Origin of the sequence: Pseudoalteromonas sp. SWN29 (assembly GCF_015864465.1) — a bacterium.
Lineage (GTDB): Bacteria > Pseudomonadota > Gammaproteobacteria > Enterobacterales > Alteromonadaceae > Pseudoalteromonas.
In genome coordinates, this window is sequence record NZ_JADYXE010000024.1 from 22,719 (window position 1) to 39,669 (window position 16,951).

The window sequence follows — 16,951 nt, forward strand, 5'->3', positions numbered from 1 at the left end:
TGAAATATACAAAATAATAAAAAGGTTTTATGCATGAGCGAAAATAGAGAACGATTTAGTTCCCGTCTCGGATTCATAATGGCAGCGGCAGGTTCGGCTGTTGGTATTGGTAATTTAGTTGGTTTTCCGGTTTCTGCTACCAAAAATGGTGGTGGCGCATTCTTATTAATTTACGCTTTATTTGTTGTGTTCATTTGCTTACCAGTCATGATGGCTGAAATGGCAATGGGTCGTAACGCTCAAAAAGATCCACTTGGTTCGTACAAGCTATTATCTAATAACGATAAAAAATGGAAGCTAGCAGGTTTTTTAGCGGTGCTTACACCATTTATGATTGCTGTGTTTTATATGGTAATTACGGTTTGGATTTTTGGTTACTTAACGCAAACAGGCCTCGGTAATTTAGATTTACTTGCAGATCCTGGCCACTTTGGTGTTTTTATTAATAGTTACACTGTGTTTGGTTATATGGCCGTTGTGGTTATTATTGTTAACTTAATTTTATTAGGGGGCGTTAAACAAGGCATAGAAAAAGCCGCTAAATTTTTAATGCCAGCCTTACTTTTCATGCTACTTGCCTTAGTTACTTATGTATTAACGCTTGATAACGCAATGGCCGGTGTTAAATACTACATTATTCCTGATTTTTCTAAGATGAGTGCAAGTGTACTTAATGGCGCATTAAGCCAAGCGTTTTTCTCGCTATCGCTGGGTATGGGTATATTAATGACTTACGCGTCGTACATTTCTAAAAAGGATGACATTGTAAGTAGCGCTAAAATGGTCGCTATTACAGACTCACTCGTTGCGTTTGTAGCGGGCCTAATGGTGTTGCCCGCTATATTTAGCTTTGATCCAAACACAGACCCATCAGCACTTTCTGACTCGTCTGTATCAATGATTTTTGTATACCTACCTAAAATATTATTAGCACTGCAAAATGATATTGGTTATGTAGGTGCGTCTATTGTTGCGTTCTCATTCTTCTTATTAGTATTTTTTGCAGCGATTACTTCACTTGTTTCAATAGTAGAAGTACCGACAGCAACACTAAGTGACCGTAAAGGTATTAGCCGTAAAAAAGCATTGGGCATCCTTACACTTTCAACCGGTGTACTTACTATTTTATGTACAATGTCGTTTGGTATGATTGACAGCCTTACTTCGTTCACCAGTTATGGCGGCGTTAATAAGAGCTTTTTTGATATTATTGTTGATGTATTTTACGACACAATTTTACCGCTTAATGGCTTAATGGTGTGTTTGTTTGTAATGTACCGCTGGAAAAAAGCACGCTTAACACAAGAGCTAAGCTTAGGTTCGCCTAATTATGCGGGAAGCTTGATGGAAAAGTACGTTAACTTTTCACTTTCAACGTTTATTCCTGTCATTCTAGCTGTGATATTTATAAATACAGTGGCGACTAAGTTTTTTGATTTAAAAATATTTGGTTTTTAAATAGACCTCTTTAAAAGCTTATTGAATAATATAATGCCGCTCAGCTAAGCTTAGCGGCATTTTTTATAGGCGTTTTTTACAGGTATCTGGTCTAACTATTATACCAACCTGCATAAATCTTTGATCAATTTAACGAATTAAATTTCACTATAACGTCGTTAAAAATTTTTTATTTACGACTGCATGGATGCAGGAGGTAGAGCAATGCAGGGAGCAATTGCCGAGAACAACTAGATACAAAAATTTTTGCCTAGTTCTAGCGTAATTTTCTTAACGTTAAATAGACCCCATATATAAGCAGATTGGTATTAAAGAGATTTAAAATGAATAAAATTATTATTGGGTTTGCTTTTGCTATTTCATCATTTGGCGCATTTGCACAAAGCGCTGATGGTTGGCCAGAAGGCGGTGCAATGCACACTGGGAATATTTATAATTTAGAGGGTAATAGATACAAAACTAAAATCAGTAAAATGATGGATGAAATTTACGCGCAACTAACTGATGATTACCAAGTTGATGCAGTTAAAGCGCAAATATCAGCATGGGAGCAGTATATAGATGCTACATGTAATGTTGTTGGAGTAGCAACAGGTGCTGGTGGCTCTTGGCCCTCAACGTATAGTGTTAAATGCGAAAGAAGCCTAAGTTATGATAGATACTTTGCGACTAAAAATGCGCTAAAGTGTGTTAATAAATTGAGCAAAGAAGAGTTTGTAGGGCGTAGCGAAAAGTTAAATTGTTTAATTCAAACATTAAATATAAAAATATTTTAAGGTTTGCAGCAGTGCTACAGCTAAATTATACAGTTAGCTGTAGCATTTTAGGCTTATAGCAACTCAATACTTACTGTTGCGCCTTTTTCGATATTGCCGCTTTGTGCTGGCACTACAATTAAGCAGTTAGCTTTACTAAGCGACGAAAGTACACCCGAGCCCTGTTTATTAAACGGGGCAACCATCAAGTCACCTTGCTCGTTAATTGTTGCAGTACCTCGCTGAAAGTCGGCTCTGCCAGGGCGCTTTTTAATAACGGATGTAGTAACCGCGTTAAATCGCATTTTAGGGTTTACTTCACCAAGCCCCGACAACTTTTGCAGTGCAGGCTCTACTAACTGATTAAACGTAACAGCAGCCGACACAGGGTTACCTGGCAAGCCAAAAAAGTAACTGTTACTTAGTTTACCAAAGGCAAAAGGTTTGCCTGGTTTCATGGCTATTTTCCAAAAGTGAATTTCGCCAATTTCGTTGAGCACTTCTTTAGTAAAGTCGGCTTCACCAACCGATACACCGCCTGAGCTTATTACAGCATCGGCAAGTTCATTCGCTTTTAAAAATGCATTAGTGATGAGTTCTTTGTCATCAGGGATAATTCCTAAATCAAGCACGTCTATATTTTTTTGTTGCAGCGCACTAATAATAACAGCGCGGTTACTTTCAAAAATAGCGCCTTGCTTAAGAGGCTGACCAGGTTCTATTAGCTCATCGCCTGTAGAAAGCACGGCTATTTTTAGGGTTCTTACCACGTCTATATTGGCAATTCCTAAAGATGCAAGTAGCCCCACATCAACGGCTTTTAATTTATCGCCTGCTTTTAAAATAACATCGTCAATTGCAATGTCTTCACCAGCAAAACGCACGTTTTCATTTAGCTCAGGTTGCGCAGTAAACGTAATTTTATCGCCATCAACCGAGGCGTTTTCTTGCATTACAACCCCGTTAGCTCCGGGTGCAATGGCTGCGCCGGTCATTATTCTTACGCATTGCCCTGGGGTAAGCGTTTTTTCAAAAACTTGCCCCGCAAACACGCTACCTACTTGTGTATAGGTTAAGCTTTTATCTGAAATACATAGCGCATAGCCATCCATTGCGGAGTTGTTATGCGCTGGTACGTTTATAGTTGATTTAACATCGCTTGCTAAAACGCGATCAACGCTTTGCATTATAGTGATGGTTTCAACGTCTTTAACTGGCGTTATTGAGCCAAGTATATTTTGTATTGCAGTTTCAATTGGCAATAAACCGGGTGCATTGCAAACATCGTTCATATATATTGCTTACTTAAATCATTTTATTTTGAAACAATACTTATAATGTCAAAGCTTTACAATACATGGTTGGGTTATTTTTTGCTTATCGCATGCATGCTTTCGTGCGGCGTAAACGCAAAAGAAACGCTGCAAGTAGCCGTAGCGAGTAATTTTAAAACTGTATTGCAAACCCTACTAAAAAAATCCCCATTACCTAATGTTGACGTGAAAATATCAGCCGCTTCTAGCGGTGTTTTATATTCGCAAATAGTGCATGGCGCGCCATTTGATGTGTTTTTATCGGCTGACGATTTTCGACCGCAATCACTTATTAAAGAAGGCTATGCCGAGCAAAGTAGTTTAATCACTTACGCGTTAGGCGAACTTGCTTTGTGGCAACCAAAAGCTGAAAAAGTAAATGATAAAGTAGCCATTGCTAATCCGCGCTTTTCACCATACGGGCGTGCCTCAGAGCACTACGCTAATAACCATTTTAAAAAGCCAGTAAATTATGTGTACGGTAATAATATTACGCATGCTTTTCAGTTTGTTGAAAGCGGTAATGTAGGAGTAGGGCTGGTGGCTGTTTCATCACTAAAGGCAGCTTACAGTAACACGCAAGATCAAAAATATTTAGATTACACCGTGCTGCCTACCAATCAATATCCCGATATAATTCAACAAGGCGTTATTATTAGCTCGACTAAAAAGCATGCTAGCGCTAAGCAATTTATGCAATTTTTAATGACGCAGGCTACGCAGCAACAGTTAATTGAATTAGGTTACAGAATAAAGGACAACAATGCTTCAAAGTGATTTAACCGCGCTGTGGTTAACTATAAAACTTGCCTTTATAACCGCAGTGCTCCTTCTTGTTTTTTGTATTCCACTGGCTTACAAGCTCGCTGGCTATAACGGTAAATTTAAACCATTTTTAGAGGCATTAATTGCAATGCCTTTAGTGCTGCCGCCTACGTTATTAGGGTTTTACTTACTTGTTTTGTTTTCGCCTGATCACGCTTTTGGGCAGTTTTGGTTTTGGCTAACGGGTACTCAGCTTGCGTTTAGTTTTCAGGGCGTGGTTATTGGCTCGCTTTTTTATTCGCTGCCTTTTGTAATGCAGCCTCTTGTGGCTGGGTTTAAGCATATTAATCAAACCTATAACGAAGCAGCCATTGCGCTTGGGTTAAGCCCGTTTAAACGCTTTGTGTATTTAATTATTCCGCTTTTAAAACCCAGTATTGGTAGCGCATTTGCTTTAGGCTTTGCGCACACATTGGGTGAGTTTGGTTTGGTATTAATGATTGGCGGCAATATTCAGGGGCAAACACAGGTGGTGTCTATTGCGCTTTATGACCATGTTGAATCGTTAAATTATACGGCGGCGCATCAGCTTTCACTTATTTTACTGGCTATTTCGTTTGCCTGTTTAGTGCTGTTATTTAAGTTTAATAAAAGCATTGTAGGGGTTAAGCAATAACATGATTAAGTTAAGCCTTTTTAAAGCACTCAATAATTTTGATTTAGATATAAACCTTGAGCTTGAGTCGTTTAATGTATTGGGTGTTTACGGGCCTTCTGGCTCGGGTAAGTCAACATTACTGCGTTGTATTAGCGGTTTAGAGCCTGCAAAAAGTGTTTATGTAAACAATCAGGCAGTGCATGAGTTACCAAGCGATAAACGCGGTATTACGCTTCAGTTGCAATCGTGCCCGTTGTTTCCTCATTTAGATGTGGCAGGTAATTTAGCGTTTACACAAAAACACTGCGGGAATAAGCAAACCAGCTTAACGATAGAATACGTTGTTAAAACACTTGAATTACAAGACTTACTAAACCGTGACGTACAAAGCTTATCGGGTGGCGAACGCCAACGTGTAGTATTTGCGCGTACGCTGTTAGCAGGTCAAAAATTTATAATGCTTGATGAGCCTTTTAGTGCACTTGATTGGTCATTGCGTTTTAAAACGCTCACTAAACTTAGCGAGTTTGCAGTTAAGTTTAATATTAAATTTATAATAGTAAGTCACTCATTAAAAGAGCTGCTATTTTGCTGCGATACCCTTATTCAGCTTGATAAAGGTAAGGTGATAAACCAAGGTGCGAGTGCGCACGTTGCAAAAGCTATTTATGCAAACGATAGGCAAACACCGCTGAGCTTAATTAATTACGATGTGGTTAAATTTGATGAAAACTACGGGCTATATCAATTGCAATTACAGCAAAGTGAGCAGCCGCTTTTTGTGCTTCCTGAACTTGTAGATAGCAGTAATAAGCTAATTATAGAAAGTGAGCAAATGTCGTTTAGTGCGTTAAAACCTGAGCAAACAACGCACAGTAATGTTTTAAGGTCGGTATTAACTCAGGCTGAGCTTATTAATAATAAGTGGCAGTTAACGCTTAATGTAGATGGGCAAACTTTGTATTGCTTGGCTTCAAGACGAGTGTGGGACAAAAACGACTTTAAAGTGGGCGATGTGTTTTATACAACAATCAGTAATCTAGAATAACTAAATGCTGCACACCGCACATTGACTGTTTTTAGCTATTTTAAAACGATTAAACTCCATGCTTAAACCATCCACCAGCAGTAAGTGCTCGCTTAAGCCGCTGGGTAAACCAGCAAGCATTTTTAGCGCTTCAGTAGCCTGAATACTGCCTATTAGCCCCACAATTGGGGAAAGCACGCCGGATTCTGAGCAGCTTTGTGTTTGTTCACTAAAAAATTGCGATAAACAGCCATAACAATGGCTGTTTTCATCCATAGTAAAACACGCGACTTGTCCTTCCATACGTATTGCAGAGCCTGACACTAGCGGAACTTTAGCTTTAAAACAGGCGCTATTAAGTGCATTGCGCGTTGCTAGGTTATCTGAGCAATCAATCACTATATCAATGTTATTAAATAATTGTTCTGTAGAGGTACTTGCATCAAAAAATGCCTCAATGGTGTTTATGTCTATTTCACTATTAAGCGCGTTAAGCTGTTTTTTAGCAGCACTGCATTTTGAACTACCAATATCACTTTCTTTATACAGTATTTGTCTTTGCAGGTTGGTCACGTCTATTTCATCGTTATCAACTAAGGTAAGCGTCCCAACGCCAGATGCCGCTAAGTATTGACCTACCGCACACCCAAGCCCACCCACACCAATAATTAAAGCATGCGATTGCCATAGTCGCTCTTGTCCGTCTATATCAAGCTGCGGCAGCATAATGTGCCGAGAATAGCGCAGTTGCTGCTGGTAAGTTAATGGTGTTTTTTGCATTTTCAAACTTCTCATACTTTTTTTGAACAATACCAAGTTGTTAAATCCAAGAGCAAGTAGTAACGCTTTTTATTTGCACTCTAACAACCCAGAGCCCTTCACTCATATAGTGCAACTATAACGTATAAAAACAACTGTTGCATGTAACCATATGAAATTTATGGTTTTTAATTAGTGGCTCAGTAATTGCTATATCGGGTTAACTTAAATTTAACAAACATTGGGCTGCTACTCATATAAAAGGGTGGGGCATTAATAAAACAATAATACGTTTACGAGGAAAATAAACATGCAACCGAGTTCTGGGTTTAACCTAATATCGTTTAGCGGAAAAATGAAAGTATTGCATCTGAGTTGGATGGTCTTTTTTGTGTCATTTTTTGTATGGTTTAACCATGCTCCTTTATTAGGTGCCATAGCGGGTTCACTTGGGATCACCATGGCACAAGTTAAAACATTACTAATTTTAAATGTAGCGTTAACTATTCCAGCGCGTGTTGTGGTGGGTATGCTAACCGATAAATTTGGTCCCCGTATTGTTTATGCGGCACTACTTATTAGCTGTAGTATTCCATGTTTTATGTTTGCTATGGCAACCACATTTGAGCAAGCCGCAATAGCGCGTTTTGCTTTAGGCTTTATTGGTGCTGGCTTTGTTGTGGGCATTCGTATGGTGAGTGAATGGTTTCCTGCTAATGAGTTGGGTATAGCTGAAGGCATTTATGGCGGTTGGGGTAATTTTGGCTCTGCAGCAGCGGCTATGTTACTACCAATTATTGCACTAATGTTTGGTGGCGAAGACGGTTGGCGTTATGCAGTAGGTTTAACCGGTGTATTAAGCGTTATATTTGGTGTTATTTGGTATTTAAATGTAACCGATACGCCAAAAGGCGGTACTTACTTTAAACCTAAAAAAGTAGGCGCAATGGAAGTTACCAGTAAAGGCGACTTTGTATTACTGCTTATTATGAAAATCCCTATGTACGGCGCATTAGCACTACTTACTTGGAAGCTTTCGCCAACTGGAGCTAACCTAATTTCGGCTAATTTTGTACTTGCTGTGTATGCTTTTTTAGTCCTACTTTATATTTACGAAGTGTATAAAACCTTTGACGTAAATGGTCATATTTTTAAAGAGCCAGTACCTGAGTCGCATCGTTATGAGTTTAAGCAAGTGGCTGTTTTAAATATTTTATATTTTACAACTTTTGGTTCTGAGCTTGCGGTTGTCTCTATGTTGCCGCTGTTTTTTATGGATGTGTTTGCGCTTGATATGGTGTATGCCGGTATTCTAGCCTCTGCTTATGCATTCATGAACTTAGCATCTCGCCCTGGTGGCGGTTGGATTTCAGATAAATTAGGTCGTCGTATAACACTTATTGTACTTACGATGGGTCTTGCTGTTGGTTATTTTGTAATGGGCTTGGTTGATGCATCGTGGCCTTTATGGCTTGCTGTAGTAGCTGCTATGGCATGTTCGTTCTTTGTGCAAGCTGGTGAAGGCGCTGTATTTGCCGCAGTACCACTAATTAAGCGTCGTTTAACAGGGCAAATTGCAGGTATGACAGGCGCATACGGTAATGTTGGTGCAGTAGTTTACTTAACGGCATTGTCACTTGTTGATTATCAAACCTTCTTTTTCATTATTGCGGGTAGTGCATTACTTGGCTTGGGCGCACTGTTTTTTATGAAAGAACCTGATGGCCATATTACCGAAGTAAATGAAGACGGCACCGTTGAACTTATTTCAGTGACTTAAGGCATTATTGACTATGTTTGATGAAACACTCCACGCTAAAGCGCTAAAAAATGAACTCAACGTTTCATTTGGCGGGCACAGTGCTAAAGGGTTAAAAGCAGAAAACCAAGATGCGTTTGCTGCTCTTAATACCAAAGCGCAAGAAAAAGAGTCTAAAGGCGTTATTGCCTGCTTAGCCGATGGGTGTTCATCAGCAAAAAATGCGAAACAAGCGTCTCAACTTTCGGTTACTCATTTTATAAATGAGTATTTAAATACCCCCGAAAGTTGGGCGGTTAAAAAGTCAGTGTCGAAGGTGTTAGCAAGTTTAAATCAGTGGCTTTATTCGCAATCAGTTAATTACAATCACCTTGGTCAACGCCAAGCCGATTGGATGACCACTTTTACAGCACTTATTTTAAAGTCGGCAACGGGTTATATATTTCACTTAGGTGATACGCGTATTACCCGCCTACGAGGAAATAAAATAGAGGCAATAACACGGGATCACAAAGTAAATGATACGCTAACACGTGCACTTGGCGCACAACTTCATCAAGAAATAGATGTATACGAAGTTGACCTAAAAGCAGACGATATTTATATATTAACCTGCGATGGTGTACACGATGTGCTCCCAAGTAGTGATATAGCTAAATTAATTAATGAACACGTTAATTTAGATCACACTAATTTAGAAAATGCAGCTAAAGCAATTACCGAACTTGCATTAGCGCGAGGTAGTGACGACAACGTAAGTTGTTTGCTTGTAAAAGTAGAAAATATTGCCGAGCAAAAGTTAGATGAGCTTTATCATTCGCTAACACGACGAAAAATTCCACCTGCGCTTAATGTTGGACAAAAAATTGATGACTACACGGTTATCCGTAAATTGCATGCCAGTAGTCGCTCGCATATTTATTTAGTGCAACAAGCGCCCGATATACCGCCAGTGGTTTTAAAAGCACCTTCGGTTAATTTTGAAGACGATGTGCACTATCTTCAAGGCTTTATAAGAGAAGGCTGGGTAGGGCAACGCATAAACCATTTAAATGTGATGAAAGTACTGAGTACGCAATCGCAAAGTCGTTTTTTGTATCATATTTGTGAGTACATGGACGGGCAAACACTCAGTGATTGGAAGCACGACGTCCCGCACCCAGAAATAACCCAAGTACGCAGTATTATTGAACAAATAGTACATGCACTAAGGGCGTTTCAGCGACTCGATATGGTGCATCGCGATTTAAAACTTGATAACGTAATGATAGATGCGCACGGTAAAGTAACGCTCATTGATTACGGCACCGTAAGTGTTGCGGCTATGGACGAGTCGGTTAAACAAATTGCGGATGATTGCCCGCAAGGCACTGCCGACTACACCGCACCCGAAACACTTATTACTATGCACGCCGATTTTAAAAGTGATTTGTTTTCACTTGGCGTTATTGCATACGAGTTATTGTGCTCAAAATTGCCTTATAAACCACTGCCACTTAACCACGTAGCGCCAAAAGATTACAGCCATTGGCACTACACAAGTATTCGTAAATACAGAGCCGATATTCCGTTTTGGTTAGATCAAGCCCTTATGAAGGCGCTTGCCCCTAAACCAGAGCTCAGATACCAAGCTTTTTCTGAGTTTATAAACGATATCAACAAACCTAATCCTTATTTAGAAAGTACCGCTAATAAAAGTTCAATAATGAAACGCGATCCAGTTATGGTGTGGAAATGTATTTCGCTGTGTTTATTTATTGCTTTGGTATGTGTATTAATAATTAAAACTTAGAGAACCAAAATGCTTAACTATAAGAACAGCTTACCTATTATTTTTATACTGGGTTGCTTCACTGCGCCTTCAATAAGCCAAGCTTCGCAAACTGATCTTGATTTTAGACTGCGTTTTGAAAGCGTTGATCAAGATAATGCTTTAAAAGATGCAAGCGGCTTAACACTTAGAACTCGCTTAATGCATCAAACAGATGAGGTTAATGGTTTTTCAGCCGTTATTGAAGTAGAAGACACTCGCAGCCTATTGGGCGTAGATGATTACAACAATACGGTGGGGAAAAACACTAATTATTCTGTTATTGCAGACCCAGAAAGCACTGAGATAGACCAAGGTTTTGTTAAATATGCCCGCGATGGTCTATCGCTAAAAGTAGGACGCCAAGTAATAGCCCTTGATGGGCAGCGTTTTGTTGGGCACGTAGGTTGGCGCCAAGACAGACAAACCTTTGATGCAGCAACCATTAATTACGCATTTAATAACATAGATTTACAATACAGTTATTTAAATAAGCGTAACCGCATATTTGCTGACGATAAAGACATTAAATCGTCCGATCATCTTATTAATGCAAGCTTTAAAACAGACTACGGTAAAGTGGTTTTATACAGTTACTTATTAAGTGACGATGCACTACAAGACGACAGTTTAGACACTTATGGCGTCTCTTTTAACGGTAATAAAACCCTAAACGACATAAAATTTTATTACAAAGCGGAGTATGCAACGCAGTCTGCCTCAACAAGCGTGAGTGATTTTGATGCCGATTACTATGCACTTGAAGGCGCTGTTGATTTAAATGGTTTGGGTATAAAAACAGTAACATTAAAAGTTGGCATAGAGTCACTTGGCTCTGATAATGGCGATTACGGGTTTGAAACACCGCTTGCCACGTTACATAAATTTAATGGTTGGGCAGATACATTTTTAAATACACCCGCACAAGGCTTGGACGACACTTACATAAGCTTAAATGGTAAAGCGTTTGACGGAAAATGGCTGGTGGCTTATCACAGTTTTGATGCTAATGAGCAATCAAATGGGGTTGACGATTTAGGTACTGAACTAAACGTACAATACGTTAAACCTATTAATAAACAATACGCAGTGGGTGTTAAATACGCTGATTACTCAGCGGGCGATACCGCTGCTAATAAAGTCGATACTCAAAAATTGTGGGTATGGATGAGCGCTAAATTTTAATCCTCTTTATCTTCTAATATTCACTTGTAATTTATAGCGACACAAGATGGTGCAATTGCACCATCTTGTTGAGCTTTATGCTTTTCACCCCTGCACCAATTTAGGCAACTTGCTGATTTTAAATGCTTATATATTTGGCTTACATATTGCTATAACAATCCTATAACAAATCATTCGATTTCAATTTTAGTCAATTACTAAAGTAGATATCATTTTAAGGTGAGTAAATGCTAAGCAAGCAGCGTGTTGTAGTGGTAGGAAACGGAATGGTGGGGCACCATTTTGTGCAGCAGCTGGTTTCTCAAAATCAAGCTGATGAGCAATTTGAAATTACCGTATTGAGCGGTGAAGACCGTTTAGCGTATGACCGCGTGCAACTATCCTCTTTTTTTAAAGGCAAAACCGCAGACGACCTCGCACTTACATGCAATAAAACCTATGACGATTGGCAAGTACGCTTTCATACTCATTCTAAAGTGGTTGACATAAATCGTGATGCGCAAACTGTAACGACCGCTAAAGGGGAGTCGTTTGAATACGACAAGCTTGTGCTTGCTACAGGTTCATTTCCATTTGTACCTCCTATACCGGGTAAAGATCGTGAGCATTGCCTTGTTTATCGAACCATTAACGATTTACACGCAATAAAAAACTCAGCCCACGGTAGTAAAGTAGGCGTGGTAATTGGTGGCGGTTTACTGGGTCTTGAGGCTGCAAACGCATTAAAGCAATTGGGTTTACAGACTCACGTAATAGAATTTGCACCGCAACTTATGGGTGTACAAGTTGATGCGGGGGGCGGTCGGTTACTAAAAAACAAAATTACAGATTTGGGCGTTACTGTACATACGTCAGTGGCGACTGAGGAAATAGTAGAAGGTGAAAGTTGCCGTTACAAAATGTGTTTTAAAGGCGGCAAAACCCTTGAAACCGATATGATTGTATTCTCAGCAGGTATTCGCCCTTATGATAATTTAGCCCGCGAGTTTAATTTAGAGTTAGGCGAGCGCGGCGGTATTGTAATTAATAACCACTGCCAAACGAGCGATAAAAACATATACGCAATTGGTGAATGTGCACTGTGGAATAATTTTATTTTTGGCTTAGTGGCACCCGGTTACGCCATGGCTAAAATTGCAGTTGGGCATATTTTACAACAGACCCAGCAAGGTTCCTTGCAAAGTAATGGCTTAGACAATAAAGCCGATGAGTTCAGTGGTGCCGATATGAGCACCAAGCTTAAATTAATGGGTGTTGAAGTAGGCTCTATTGGCGATGCACATGCACGCAGCGAAGGTGCAATAAGCTATTATTTTGAAGATCAACCCAATGGTATTTATAAAAAAGTAGTCACTAATTCACAAAGTAATAAGCTGATTGGCGCCGTGCTTGTTGGCGATACCAGCGATTACGATAATTTACTGCAATATCATTTAAACGACATTGAACTTACCACCGCCCCAGAAGCGCTCATTATGCCCCTTGCTGGCGACATAGCAGAGCTAAGCGCCGATGACTTGCCTGATGACGCCATTATTTGCGCTTGTCATAAAGTAACTAAACACACCATTGAACAAACAGTCGCTAAAGGCTGCATAGATTTGGCAAGTGTGCAGCAAAGCACCAAAGCCAGTACAGGCTGTGGTGGTTGTGAAAAACTCGTTCAAAACGTAATAAGCAGCGCACTCGCTAAAGCAAGTAACACTATTAACGTAGTTACCCTTAATGAGCCTGTAAAACAGCCCGCATAAATTAAAGCACACTAAAAGAGAGCAGTATGGCAACCGCAAACACGTCACCAACTATAAATAAAACGAGTTTAAAACAAACAACATGTGCTTACTGTGGTGTAGGGTGTGGTGTTGATATTTCACTTTTTAATAATGTGCCAACCAAGCTTGAAGGCATGCGAGAGCATCCCGCAAACTTTGGTCGTTTATGTGTAAAAGGCACGCATTTGCTTGACACAACAGGCAGTGATAATCGCTTAACGTCGCCTCTTATTAATAACCAATCCGTTACGTGGGATGAAGCAACCGACCACGTTGCCAATAAATTTAACGACATAATACAAAAGCACGGACCCGATGCGGTGGCTTTTTATGTATCGGGGCAGTTACTTACTGAAGATTACTACATCGCTAATAAATTAATGAAAGGCTACATAGGCTCAGGCAATATTGATACAAATTCGCGCCTGTGTATGTCATCTGCTGTGGCTGGTTATAAACGCGCTTTTGGTGAAGACGTAGTGCCGTGTACCTACGAGGATTTAGAGCAAACTGAGTTACTTATTTTAATTGGCTCTAATGCCGCATGGACTCATCCTGTTTTGTATCAGCGAATGGAGCGTGCAAAGCAACTTAACCCAAATATGAAAGTGGTGGTTATTGATCCGCGTAAAACCGACACCGCTGAGCTTGCCGACACATTTTTAAATATAAAACCAGGTAGTGACGCTGCGCTTTATAACGGTTTGCTTAATTATTTAAATGAGTATAACCACCTCGACACGCAATTTATTGCTCAGCACACAAACGGCTTTGAAAGCGCACTGCAAGAGGCAACAAAATGGAGCTGTGAGGCAGTTAGCGACTTTTGCGATATAGCAATTGAGCAAGTCACTGAGTTTTACGCGCTATTTGCTAACAGCCCAAGTGCGATTAGCTTTTATTCAATGGGTATAAATCAGTCAAGTTCGGGTGTAGATAAATGCAACGCCATTATTAATGCGCATTTAGCCTCAGGTAAATTACTTAAGCCAGGTAGCGGTCCGTTTTCGATTACTGGGCAACCCAATGCGATGGGCGGGCGCGAAGTAGGTGGTTTGGCTAATCAGTTAGCGGCGCATTTAGATATTGAAAACGCAGAGCATCAATCACTTGTGCAACGTTTTTGGCTCTCGCCAACTATTGCTAAAAAAGCAGGCAGCAATGCCATCGATATGTTTGATCAAATAGCCGCAGGCAAAATAAAAGCAGTGTGGATAATGGCAACAAACCCAATGGTGAGCTTGCCCAACAACGCCGCAATTAAAAAAGCATTAGAGAACTGCGAGCTGGTGGTTGTATCTGACTGTATTGCAAAAAGTGATACGTTAAAGTTTGCCAATGTTGCTTTTCCATCAACCGGATGGGGCGAAAAAAACGGTACAGTAACTAACTCAGAGCGCAGAATATCAAGGCAGCGCCCTTTATTAGCACCTTATTCGGGAGCTAAAAACGATTGGCAAATTATGTGCGAAGTCGCTAAAAAAATGGGCTTTGAAGGGTTTGATTTTACAGACCCAAGTGGCATTTTTGAAGAATGGGCACAATTAACCGACTTTGAAAATAACGGCAGCCGATTATTAAATCTCTCTGGTTTAGTTGGGCTCACACAAAATCAGTATGATAATTTAAAACCCATTATGTGGCCTGTTGTTAAAAATCAGCCTTATAAAAATGGTCAGGTTTTTACAGATAACCAATTTAGCACCGCTGATAAAAAAGCGCGCTTTATACCCATAACGCCACAATTACCGGTACAAAAAACATCAAGCGATTATCCGTTTGTAATGAACTCAGGGCGTATACGAGACCAATGGCATACCATGAGCCGCACGGGTAAAAGCACTGCGCTTTCATCGCATATTACACGCCCGTACATTGAAATTAATCCGCTTGATGCCAGTAAATTAGCAATTAAACAAAACGATTTAATAAGTGCGATTGCCCAAACTGGGCAGGTTACCGCGCATGCAAAAGTAACCGATGCCGTGCGAAAAGGTGAATGCTTTATGCCTATTCATTGGAACAAGCAATTTGCATCATCAGCAACAGTAAGTGGGTTGTATCAATCGGTAGTTGACCCTCTATCTGGTCAGGCTGAGTGCAAACACGGCGCTGTTAATATAGTTAAAGCACCCTTTGTGCAATATATGCAGCTGTTTTCTAAAAACGAGCTTATTGTAAATAGTGATTTTTGGCTCAAAGTTAATGCAAGTAATTGCTTTAATTATCAATTAGCGCTTAATGAGCCACAAAGTGATTTACTGTATTACTGCCAAACCTTAACTGGTCTACAAGGGCAGTGGTCGGCTATGAGTACGGCAAAAGCCATGCACGTGCAATGTATTCAAAACGATCAATTAGCGTTTGTTGGTGTTATTTCTAACGAGCAAAAAGAAATATCACTCGAATGGATAAATCACCTATTTGCAGAGCCGTTACTGACTTTTACCCAATTACAGTCACTGCTCTATGCAACTCCCGATGAAGAATTTACCCAAGGTGCGCAAGTGTGTAGCTGCTTTAAAGTAAGAGAGCAGCCAATTATAAACGCCATTAAAAACGGTGCAAACACAGTCGAGCAATTGGGTTCTGAACTTAAATGTGGAACGAATTGCGGTTCGTGTAAAACACAATTAAGCCAATTAATAAAACAACATTACAAAGCAGGATCTAGCAGCATTGATGTTGCGGTTGTAATGTAAAGAAAAAAGGAAGCATATGCTTAATGATCAATTTGGTCGGCAGTTTAACTATTTGCGCCTCTCAATAACCGATGTATGTAATTTTAGTTGTAGTTATTGTTTACCAAACGGGTATCAGTGCGATACGCCGCGTAATTTTTTAAATAAAAACGAAATTAGCACGTTAGTAAATGCGTTTGCAGAGCTTGGTACTAAAAAAGTGCGTATTACAGGTGGCGAACCATGCTTGCGAAACGACGTAACCGATATTATAAAGCTTTGTAAAAACACGCCCGGCATAGAAAAAGTAGCTATTACTACAAACGGATTTAATTTATTAAAGAAAATTGATGAATTTGCTGAAGCAGGGCTTGATGCGCTTAATGTCAGTATTGATAGTTTAAATCCGAGTATGTTTAAACTCATAACAGGGCACGACAAACTTAACCTTATTTTAAAAGGGATTGAACGCGCGGTAGAGCTGGGCATAAAAGACATAAAAATAAATGCAGTGCTTGCGAAGCAGTTTAATAAAAACCAATTGAAGGATTTTTTAGCGTGGGTAAAGCACCACAAAGTTACGGTACGCTTTATAGAATTAATGGAAACCGGTGACGGCGCCACCTTTTTTGAAGAAAACCACTTAAGTGGGCAAACGGTTAAAGCCCAATTACTCGACCAAGGTTGGTTACAAGTAGTTAGGGGTAAATTAAACGGACCCGCTGAGGAATTTTGTCATCCTGATTACGATGGTCGTATTGGTTTAATAATGCCGTACAGTAAAGACTTTTGTAAAAGCTGTAATCGCTTAAGGGTGTCGGCGCTGGGTAAATTACACTTATGCTTGTTTGCCGAGCAAGGTATAGATTTACGCGAACTGCTAAACGAGGATGATACTGCAGCGACCGTAAAGGCAATTCGAGCCGCTATGGGCAATAAAGAAATAAGCCATGAGCTAGATAAGCGTCTAACAGGTGCGACAACTCACTTAGCCATGTTAGGCGGCTAA

The 16,951-nt window shown here is 39.9% G+C and carries 13 protein-coding genes; 11 read left to right on the top strand and 2 right to left on the bottom strand.

The window, feature by feature from the left end; all coding sequences use genetic code 11:
• Positions 1 to 33 precede the first annotated feature (33 nt).
• A complete protein-coding gene (locus I6F53_RS10810; RefSeq protein WP_010552537.1) occupies positions 34 to 1,458 on the top strand; it encodes a sodium-dependent transporter in 1,425 nt (474 codons plus the stop codon).
• Between the two features lie 323 nt (positions 1,459 to 1,781).
• Complete coding sequence (locus I6F53_RS10815; RefSeq protein WP_166420722.1) at positions 1,782 to 2,234, top strand: DUF1311 domain-containing protein; 453 nt, start codon at positions 1,782 to 1,784, stop codon at positions 2,232 to 2,234.
• 53 nt (positions 2,235 to 2,287) lie between these two features.
• On the opposite strand, the gene moeA is transcribed toward I6F53_RS10815, so the two are convergent.
• Positions 2,288 to 3,505 carry a molybdopterin molybdotransferase MoeA gene (gene moeA / locus I6F53_RS10820; RefSeq protein WP_197239545.1) on the bottom strand — a complete coding sequence of 406 codons (1,218 nt, stop codon included), beginning with the start codon at positions 3,503 to 3,505 and terminating at the stop codon, positions 2,288 to 2,290.
• 45 nt (positions 3,506 to 3,550) lie between these two features.
• Here moeA and modA point away from each other — a divergent pair, with 45 nt between their 5' ends.
• Genes modA through I6F53_RS10835 form a run of 3 tightly spaced genes read left to right on the top strand, consistent with a single transcriptional unit; the run spans position 3,551 to position 5,997 of the window.
• The gene (gene modA, locus I6F53_RS10825; protein ID WP_197239546.1) at positions 3,551 to 4,303 is read left to right on the top strand and encodes a molybdate ABC transporter substrate-binding protein; all 753 of its coding nucleotides are present in this window, start codon (positions 3,551 to 3,553) and stop codon (positions 4,301 to 4,303) included.
• The gene (gene modB / locus I6F53_RS10830) at positions 4,290 to 4,967 is read left to right on the top strand and encodes a molybdate ABC transporter permease subunit (RefSeq protein WP_121954690.1); all 678 of its coding nucleotides are present in this window, start codon (positions 4,290 to 4,292) and stop codon (positions 4,965 to 4,967) included. The genes modA and modB overlap by 14 nt, the downstream gene beginning before the upstream one ends.
• Before the next feature lies 1 nt (position 4,968).
• Entirely contained in the window at positions 4,969 to 5,997 is a 1,029-nt protein-coding gene (locus I6F53_RS10835) for an ATP-binding cassette domain-containing protein (protein ID WP_165727750.1), read from the top strand.
• On the opposite strand, the gene moeB is transcribed toward I6F53_RS10835, so the two are convergent.
• Positions 5,998 to 6,756: a molybdopterin-synthase adenylyltransferase MoeB gene (moeB, locus tag I6F53_RS10840; protein WP_197150861.1), complete on the bottom strand. Its 759-nt coding sequence runs from the start codon at positions 6,754 to 6,756 to the stop codon at positions 5,998 to 6,000.
• A 289-nt stretch (positions 6,757 to 7,045) separates the two neighbouring features.
• Here moeB and I6F53_RS10845 point away from each other — a divergent pair, with 289 nt between their 5' ends.
• The 6 genes from I6F53_RS10845 to moaA all read left to right on the top strand — a co-directional run bounded on the left by I6F53_RS10845 (position 7,046) and on the right by moaA (position 16,951).
• A complete protein-coding gene (locus I6F53_RS10845) occupies positions 7,046 to 8,515 on the top strand; it encodes a NarK family nitrate/nitrite MFS transporter (RefSeq protein ID WP_007585259.1) in 1,470 nt (489 codons plus the stop codon).
• 13 nt (positions 8,516 to 8,528) lie between these two features.
• A complete protein-coding gene (locus I6F53_RS10850) occupies positions 8,529 to 10,286 on the top strand; it encodes a bifunctional protein-serine/threonine kinase/phosphatase (protein ID WP_101216445.1) in 1,758 nt (585 codons plus the stop codon).
• 9 nt (positions 10,287 to 10,295) lie between these two features.
• The gene (locus I6F53_RS10855) at positions 10,296 to 11,489 is read left to right on the top strand and encodes an alginate export family protein (protein WP_197209029.1); all 1,194 of its coding nucleotides are present in this window, start codon (positions 10,296 to 10,298) and stop codon (positions 11,487 to 11,489) included.
• Positions 11,490 to 11,716: 227 nt separating this feature from the next.
• Positions 11,717 to 13,240: an FAD-dependent oxidoreductase gene (locus I6F53_RS10860; protein WP_197209030.1), complete on the top strand. Its 1,524-nt coding sequence runs from the start codon at positions 11,717 to 11,719 to the stop codon at positions 13,238 to 13,240.
• 26 nt (positions 13,241 to 13,266) lie between these two features.
• Positions 13,267 to 15,963 (top strand): nitrate reductase, encoded by a 2,697-nt coding sequence (locus I6F53_RS10865; RefSeq protein WP_197239547.1) that lies wholly within the window; start codon positions 13,267 to 13,269, stop codon positions 15,961 to 15,963.
• A 16-nt stretch (positions 15,964 to 15,979) separates the two neighbouring features.
• Positions 15,980 to 16,951 carry a GTP 3',8-cyclase MoaA gene (gene moaA, locus I6F53_RS10870; RefSeq protein WP_149602496.1) on the top strand — a complete coding sequence of 324 codons (972 nt, stop codon included), beginning with the start codon at positions 15,980 to 15,982 and terminating at the stop codon, positions 16,949 to 16,951.